Raw genomic sequence first — 7,121 nt, 5'->3', positions numbered from 1 at the left:
CGTCTCTCGTTCATCCCTCAATTCAATTCATGTAAGTACTTCAGCATAATTAAAATCCAGAGCTAAAACCTGCGGCGCACGCTGCGCGTGCGCCGCAGGTTTTAGGATTTTATATTTAATTAAGCCCTATTTGCCAGCCTTGATTTGAGCTACTAACCCTTCTAAATCATTGACGGTGGGTGCGCCAGAGAAAAATACGCCATTGATCACAAAGGAAGGAGTACCGCGCACTCCCAAGGATTTGCCTAACTCAAAGTCCTTTTTAACGGCATCCTTTGCTTGAGGACTTTGGCGATCGCGATTAAAGCGATCGATATCAAGATTCAAAGCCTTGGCCTGTTCGAGATAAAAACTCTCGCTGAGATCTGTCTGTCTTTCAAATAAAGCATTGTGATATTCCCAAAACTTGCCTTGTTGGAAAGCGGCCCATGCCGCCAAAGCAGCAGTCTCTGCCTGTTGATGAATCTCCGAAAGGGGGAAATGCTTGTAAACTAGAGTCACATCATTCTGATTCTTTGCCATAAACTCCTTCACTACAGCATGAGCCTTGGCGCAGTAAGGGCATTCAAAATCCGAGAATTCCGCCATGACAATTTTCTGGGTCGCTGAACCCGTCACGGGCGAATTACGTAACAACAAGCGGGGCTCTTGACGAATTTGGGATAGCACCTTATCTCGCAACTGCTGTTCTTGTTGAGCCTGCGCTCTTTGATAAGACTGTACCGAGTCTAAAATCACCTGTGGATTTTTGCGAATAATCTCTAAAACTTTCGTTTCCAATTGCGTATCAGACAATTGAGCATTAGCGGACTGTCCTGAAGAAGCACAACTAGTAACGATCAGTAGAAGTGCGACTAGGGCTGACAATAAATAGGGTTGGAGGCGCATTGCAGAAAACATCCCAAGTAATCACAAAAAGTAGGCGTAATTCTTCCCGTCTTAGTCTACACGATCACCACTTCATCTCTACTTCAAATGAACCTTACTGGGGGATAGCAACATATGTTAATTTATATTAACTTTACCTAATGTCTTCGGTGAGGCAATTAATTTTGAGACTTAATTAACAAATTTTTTAGATTCTTGGATACATAACTTATAATATATAAGAATGATTGCTAATACTCCTATTCATAACAGCGGACAGACTTTGGTTATTGCAGGCAGCTATTCTGAATATCTGAACTGGCGCAAAAATAATCCATCAATTAGAGACTGTAAATACGTTGAGCGTATTGAGGATATTCGTGGGGTAAATGGATTCCTAGCCAATATCATCCTCTATGGAGATTATAAAAATAACCCTGTGTATAACACTGTGGGAATGCAAGAACTCTTGGCTGAAAGGTTATCGCCATTTCGAGCCTATATCCGTTAATTGAAAATCCAGCCCCAAGAAGAGAAGGTTGGCGCAAAGCGCCAACCTTCTCTTCTTGGGGCTGGATTTTGGTATCTTGCAAGAAATATAGCTATTTGTTATCGCTGTAAATGTATTGCAAATTAAGATGTTCAGCCATTCTTGCGAAGATTTTATCTTCAGTAAATGGTCTGGCTACAAACCCATCAAAACCATAAAGGTATAAATCTTCTTCTCTAAGGTCAACTAGACTGGCCGTCAAAGCGATAATTTTGACCTTCTGGGATTCTAAAGTATTATTTATGGACTCGATTTCTCTTATTTCTGAAGCCGCTTCCCGTCCATTGAGGGATGGCATTCTCGTGTCCATCCAAATTAAATGGGGAGCCCAAGATTTCCAAACATCGATCGCCTCATGCCCCGTACTAACTTCGCGTACATCAAAGCCGAGTGGCGATAAAATTCGCGTTAGTAACTGACGATTAAGGCGAATATCTTCAGCGATTAAGATGCGGTAGATCTGATCTCCCTCAATACCAATGACTCGATGGGGTGTTTTTATAGATGGCTCTTCAAAGAGGGCTAAAGACTTTATCGGAATGTGAAAGCTAAAGGTTGAGCCTACACCAACTTCACTCGCGACCGACATCTGCCCACCCATGAGTTGCACGTAGTTGTAACTAATCGATAAACCCAATCCACTGCCTTCTTGCGATCGCCTACCTGAATCGGTCTGAACGAAGGGCTGAAATAGAATAGATAATTCTGATTCGGAAATACCTGCGCCCGTATCTTCTACTTCAAAACAAAGGATACGGGTTAGATCTTCATCGGGACTAGCTGCGGCTTGGGATGGCATATTTTCGAGCATAGATTTCACATATACCCGCAATGAGATATGCCCTGTTTCCGTAAATTTAATCGCATTGCCAATTAAATTGATTAAAACTTGGCGCAGCTTGCTTTCATCGGTATGAATATATGGAGGAACATCCATTTGAATATTCACATCAAAGGCTAATCCTTTCTCCTGCGCTTTCAGCGACAACATTTCTCTTGCGGTATCGATAATATGGTACAGATAACATTCTTTTTCTCGCAAGAGTACGCTGCCAGCTTCAAGCTTTGACATTTCCAAAATGTCATTAATCATCATTAATAGATGATTACCACTGTTACAGATGGTTTGGAGGTCAGTTTGGTGTTGCTCGTTTAACTCTTGGTCGTAGAGCATGAGCTGGGCAAAGCCCAGAATGGCATTGAGTGGTGTGCGGAGCTCGTGACTCATATTTGCTAAAAAAGCTGCCTTGGAAAGACTCGCCGCTTCTGCGGCTTCTTTTGCTTGTTTGAGGTCTAGTGTTCGCTCCTCCACCCGTTGTTCCAGTAGATTCGCCTGTTCTCTCAATTTTGCTTCTGACTCCCGTAAAGCAATTTCTGTCTGTTTGAGAAGCGTAATATCATAAAAAGTGCTGAGCAAGACCTGTTCGCCTTTTAGCCATAGTAAGTGGAGTGAAGCTAATACCCATAGAGGCTCCTGATTAGATCGGCACAGACGAATTTCATAATCGCGGACTCGCTGGCTTTGCAAAAATTGCTGTTGTAAATCCGCCCATTCGGTGGGTAGGTAGTAAAGATCCTTAATTGACTTCTGAAGTAGGCTGCTTATTTCTCTTTGGAGCATTTCCCCCGCGCTAGTATTGGCATAGACGATCGCGCCATCGGTAAGACGGCTGACTAACATCGCCATGCTGGTGGATTCGGCGATCGCTCGAAACTGCTCTTCACTCTGGCGCATAGTCTCGACCGCACGATTATATTGTTCGTACTCGATCGCATCGCCATGCTCGGTAGCGGTCGCTAGCATGATTTCTAGATCACTCTTATCTCGATAGACAATTTCTAAAATTGATTGCAGCGTGGCTTGCGCCATTTTTCTTTCAATAATTTCACTTTTTAACCTTTTATTTACATCTAGAAGCTCTGATTCCACAAGATCGCCATGTTCAACGGCGGTTAATAGAGAATTTTCGAGATCGCTATTTTCTATCTGAAGTCGATTGACTGATTTGCGTAATTCTTTAACTTCTTGCTGGAGGCTTTGCCAGTCTTGCATGGGTATTTCTTCAGAAACTTCAGGGTTGTTCATGTCGGAAATGTTGTTAAAGCAACGCAAACTAAAAAAGGCATCTAATAAAAGTATCTATAAAGGCATCTAATACCCATTCCTAAAATGGCAACGCCATTTTGGGAATCTCAAAACCTTACTGGGTTTGTTTTTTAATTCACTGAAGTGTTGTCACACTTTCGTGAATTGGTATAAAACACGATCGCCAAAGTTTTAGACTCGTTCATTAGCGCGATCGTGAACTTGAGATCGTTAACTTGAGATCGTTAACTTAAATTTATGGACTAAATTTATGGACTAAATTTATGGACTAAATTTATTATGTGCTTTTAAAGCTGAATATAGGTCGCATTTCGCCAATTTTTTTGAACCTTAGTGTAACTCGCCAAGACGACTTTCCGAGCCATAGATTTGTACTATATCGCTACAGTCACTTGAATGAGGACAAATCAAACCCCAAGAATTGACTGGCGGCGCAAAGCGCCGCCAGTCAATTCTTGGGGTTTATGTCCTGAGACAGTTGACGACAGCTATAGTTATCGTCAACTGTCTCAGGACATAAAGTCTAAAAGAGGGTTATCCCATCGGAATTAGGGAGCTTATAAAAATAACTTTGACGGACGTTGATAGATATGGTAATGTGCGCTACGCTATTAATCCAAATTGCCTAAGTAATTAGTTATTTGATTTCAATGAGTTATCACTCCCAGACATACGCGATCGCTAGTCGCCAAGAAGATTTAGAGAGACACCTGCTTGAGTTGTCGGTCGTTGACCGCGAACAATTGGCCGTTGCCAAGCGTTGGCAAGAACGCCAAGAAGGTCCTCTATTGATGATTTTGTTACAGCTTAGCTTTATTGATTTGCATCAATTTAGTGGCTTACTTGATTGGTCGGGACAGGGCAGCTAGGCAAAGCCGCCTATCCACCACTTACAGGAGGGATAAGTGCAACCTCATCCCCATGGTTGAGGATTGTATGAGGTTCAGCAAAATTTAGATTGATCGCATAACGAGTTAGCGATCGCCATTGTTCTAGATTTCCATGTTGACTGACTAAGCGATCGAATACTTCCGACACCGATGTACCAGACTTAAGATGCATTTGCATTTCATCAGTAGCAAATACTTCTTGAAAAATGGCAAAGAGCTTGACCGTAACCTGAATATCTTCAGAAATATCTTCAGAGTCTCGTTCGCAGATCATATTTTTACTTTAATTTCAGTCTTTTGTTCCAGATCGTTAGCATTAAGGGGATTGCAGCACAAAGTGCTGCAATCAGCATGTTTTTAGTTCATGTTTTTAGTTATAGCTGTCGCCAATTGTACTAGGACATAAACCCGAAGAATTGACTGGCGGCGCGAAGCGCCGCCAGTCAATTCTTCGGGTTTGATTTGTCCTAAGTCAAGTGACTGTAGCTATAATACCAATTCACGAAAGTGGGACAACACTTTCGTAAATTGGTACTATTGAGAGTAAGAGGCATTTTCCGCATCTTCATAGGCGGCAATAATGTTATGGACGAGGGGATGGCGTACCACGTCATTCTTATCAAAAAAGTTGAAGGAGACACCTGAAACTCCTTTGAGGATATTCATGGCGACAATTAAGCCTGACTTTTGATGGCGCGGTAAATCGATCTGCGTGATATCACCCGTTACCACCATGCGCGATTTGAAACCCAGTCGAGTGAGTACCATCTTCATTTGGGCAGCCGTGGTGTTTTGAGCCTCATCCACGATGATGAAGGAATTGCTAAGGGTACGTCCGCGCATATAGGCAAGGGGCGCAACCTCAATAATTCCTCGCTCCATTAACTGCGGAACTCTCTCTGCGCCGATCATTTCATGCATAGCATCGTAGAGAGGACGTAGATAGGGATCGATTTTTTGCTGAAGATCTCCAGGGAGAAAGCCAAGGCTCTCTCCTGCTTCGACGGCAGGACGAGTCAGAATAATCCGCTCAAATTTGTTACTCTGTAAAGCACTTACCGCAGCAACAGCCGCAAGATAGGTTTTCCCAGTACCCGCAGGACCAACACCAAAGATTAAATCATTGGTTTCCATCGCTTGTACGTATTGTTGTTGGCGATAGGTGCGTGGTTGCACGGAGTCCCCACGGCGGTTGCGGGAGATGGTTGCCCGATCGCGCCATTCGCCCGAACGATCCTCGACGATCGCCTGACGCGCAGCACGAATATCTACGGCGGCGATCGTTTTTTCCTGCGACCACATGGGTTTAAGGGCACTAATCAACTTTTCCACGAGTTCGATCTGCTCGGTCGTACCATCAATTAATAGGTCTTGTCCCCGTAATACGAGCCGTACGCCGATCTCTTCGGCAATCAATTTGAGATTTTCTTCGCGTGCCCCAGCTAGATAGATCGCACTACTAGGGTTTGGCAGGCTCAAAATATACGGTTCGATACGGGGAGTACCCATTAAATTCATAATCCTCTGTAAGTTTTCTGGAATATTTTCGCGAACGTATTGGAAACGTTTGGGAAAATTATTTGACAAGATTCTCAGCACCGCTAATAACACGGGCGGACAAAATTTTGTCGCCTAGTCTTAGTTTATCTAAAGTTTCCTTGCCATCGGTAACATAACCAAAAACGCTATAGTTACCATCTAGTAAATTCAATCCTGCTGGGGTCAGCTCGGATTCAAATAGGTAGATAAAAAACTGTGAGGAGCCAGCATTGGCATCGTCATTGGGGTGAGCCATCGCTACAGTGCCAAAAGCCGCAAAAGGAAGTACGGGTAAAGTTCCCGACAATCCTTGTTCCTCAAAGGTTTTGCCATAGGTGGGGATTTTTTGATCGGGAAGGCGGACTTCAATGGGGACAGTTCGGTACTTACCTGTGGCTGGATCGACATAACCATCGATAGAGCCATTGGGGTCGCCTGTCTGTAAGTAATAGTTTTCGTCCGCACGGGTGAAGGTTAGCCCATCGTAAAAACCTTGTTGTACGAGGTCGATAAATTGCCCTGCATTAACTGGGGCATTGAAGCCATCGACGGTGATGATCGCATTACCCTTGACGGTAGATAGCTCTACTTGGGCGCGTCCCTTCAGCTGAGGCAGGGAGGCATACTGGGCAGGTACTTCAAAGGGGAAGGTTTGGATCAAGTCTGCTTCGGCGAGCCCTACATAGTCCAAAGCTTTTTCTGATAAAGCCTTGATATTGTTGCGATCCTTGACAAGAATTGCTTCCTGTAGGGGGACGAGAGAATTGCTTAAGCTGGTCAAATGTTCCGTTAGCAATCCTTGGCGATCGGCACTAACTTCAGCAATTAACTGGGCTTGATTTTGAACTAGGGTACGCGAGATCGTTTCAATATCTTTTTTAAGGCTGCTCCATCGCTTTAGATTTGTTTGGCGAGGCATTTGTTCTAAGGTTTTCTGCACATCTCGCAATACTTCGCTGTCTATGGGTAAAGCATTTCTCAAGATGATGCGGGGATCCTTGATCGCGCTTTTGGTAGGCAATGCGGCGACACTTGGGGCGATCGCTGCTCCCATTGTCAGGGATATTACCAAGACACAAGCGATCGCCAATTTTATGCCATGAGCCCACCAAGATCGATGTAAAACGAGTTTTTCCCGTTTGTTTTCCCGTTTATTGGTTCGATCCAT

The 7,121-nt window shown here is 43.9% G+C and carries 7 protein-coding genes; 2 read left to right on the top strand and 5 right to left on the bottom strand.

Annotated features, from left to right (window positions below):
* Positions 1–126 precede the first annotated feature (126 nt).
* On the bottom strand, positions 127–900 hold the full coding sequence (locus tag PseudUWO310_RS02870; protein WP_223805505.1) for a DsbA family protein: 774 nt from the start codon (positions 898–900) through the stop codon (positions 127–129).
* Between the two features lie 211 nt (positions 901–1,111).
* Between PseudUWO310_RS02870 and PseudUWO310_RS02865 the strand changes: the two genes are divergently transcribed.
* Positions 1,112–1,378 (top strand): hypothetical protein, encoded by a 267-nt coding sequence (locus tag PseudUWO310_RS02865; protein WP_142598842.1) that lies wholly within the window; start codon positions 1,112–1,114, stop codon positions 1,376–1,378.
* Positions 1,379–1,469: 91 nt separating this feature from the next.
* Here PseudUWO310_RS02865 and PseudUWO310_RS02860 read toward each other — a convergent pair whose 3' ends face one another.
* Positions 1,470–3,503: a PAS domain-containing hybrid sensor histidine kinase/response regulator gene (locus PseudUWO310_RS02860; RefSeq protein ID WP_142598840.1), complete on the bottom strand. Its 2,034-nt coding sequence runs from the start codon at positions 3,501–3,503 to the stop codon at positions 1,470–1,472.
* Between the two features lie 671 nt (positions 3,504–4,174).
* Here PseudUWO310_RS02860 and PseudUWO310_RS02855 point away from each other — a divergent pair.
* Complete coding sequence (locus PseudUWO310_RS02855) at positions 4,175–4,393, top strand: DUF2949 domain-containing protein (protein ID WP_009627441.1); 219 nt, start codon at positions 4,175–4,177, stop codon at positions 4,391–4,393.
* A 10-nt stretch (positions 4,394–4,403) separates the two neighbouring features.
* Here the strand turns inward: PseudUWO310_RS02855 and PseudUWO310_RS02850 are convergent, their stop codons facing one another.
* The 3 genes from PseudUWO310_RS02850 to PseudUWO310_RS02840 form a co-directional block, all read right to left on the bottom strand.
* A complete protein-coding gene (locus PseudUWO310_RS02850) occupies positions 4,404–4,688 on the bottom strand; it encodes a MoaD/ThiS family protein (protein WP_142598838.1) in 285 nt (94 codons plus the stop codon).
* A 260-nt stretch (positions 4,689–4,948) separates the two neighbouring features.
* Positions 4,949–5,923: a PhoH family protein gene (locus tag PseudUWO310_RS02845; RefSeq protein WP_142598851.1), complete on the bottom strand. Its 975-nt coding sequence runs from the start codon at positions 5,921–5,923 to the stop codon at positions 4,949–4,951.
* Positions 5,924–5,990: 67 nt separating this feature from the next.
* Positions 5,991–7,121, bottom strand: a complete 1,131-nt coding sequence (locus PseudUWO310_RS02840; RefSeq protein WP_223805504.1) for a peptidylprolyl isomerase — start codon at positions 7,119–7,121, stop codon at positions 5,991–5,993.

The sequence above is a fragment of the Pseudanabaena sp. UWO310 genome (assembly GCF_006861605.1).
GTDB lineage: Bacteria > Cyanobacteriota > Cyanobacteriia > Pseudanabaenales > Pseudanabaenaceae > Pseudanabaena.
Note: the sequence above shows the minus strand (reverse complement) of the source record. Positions and strands in the feature narration are given on the sequence as shown.

Excerpts from the sequence above, each read along its gene's own strand:
- PseudUWO310_RS02870 (WP_223805505.1), bottom strand. The coding sequence starts at position 900 with ATGTTTTCTGCAATGCGCCTCCAACCCTATTTATTGTCAGCCCTAGTC.
- PseudUWO310_RS02865 (WP_142598842.1), top strand. The coding sequence starts at position 1,112 with ATGATTGCTAATACTCCTATTCATAACAGCGGACAGACTTTGGTTATT.
- PseudUWO310_RS02860 (WP_142598840.1), bottom strand. The coding sequence starts at position 3,503 with ATGAACAACCCTGAAGTTTCTGAAGAAATACCCATGCAAGACTGGCAA.
- PseudUWO310_RS02855 (WP_009627441.1), top strand. The coding sequence starts at position 4,175 with ATGAGTTATCACTCCCAGACATACGCGATCGCTAGTCGCCAAGAAGAT.
- PseudUWO310_RS02850 (WP_142598838.1), bottom strand. The coding sequence starts at position 4,688 with ATGATCTGCGAACGAGACTCTGAAGATATTTCTGAAGATATTCAGGTT.
- PseudUWO310_RS02845 (WP_142598851.1), bottom strand. The coding sequence starts at position 5,923 with ATGGGTACTCCCCGTATCGAACCGTATATTTTGAGCCTGCCAAACCCT.
- PseudUWO310_RS02840 (WP_223805504.1), bottom strand. The coding sequence starts at position 7,121 with ATGGATCGAACCAATAAACGGGAAAACAAACGGGAAAAACTCGTTTTA.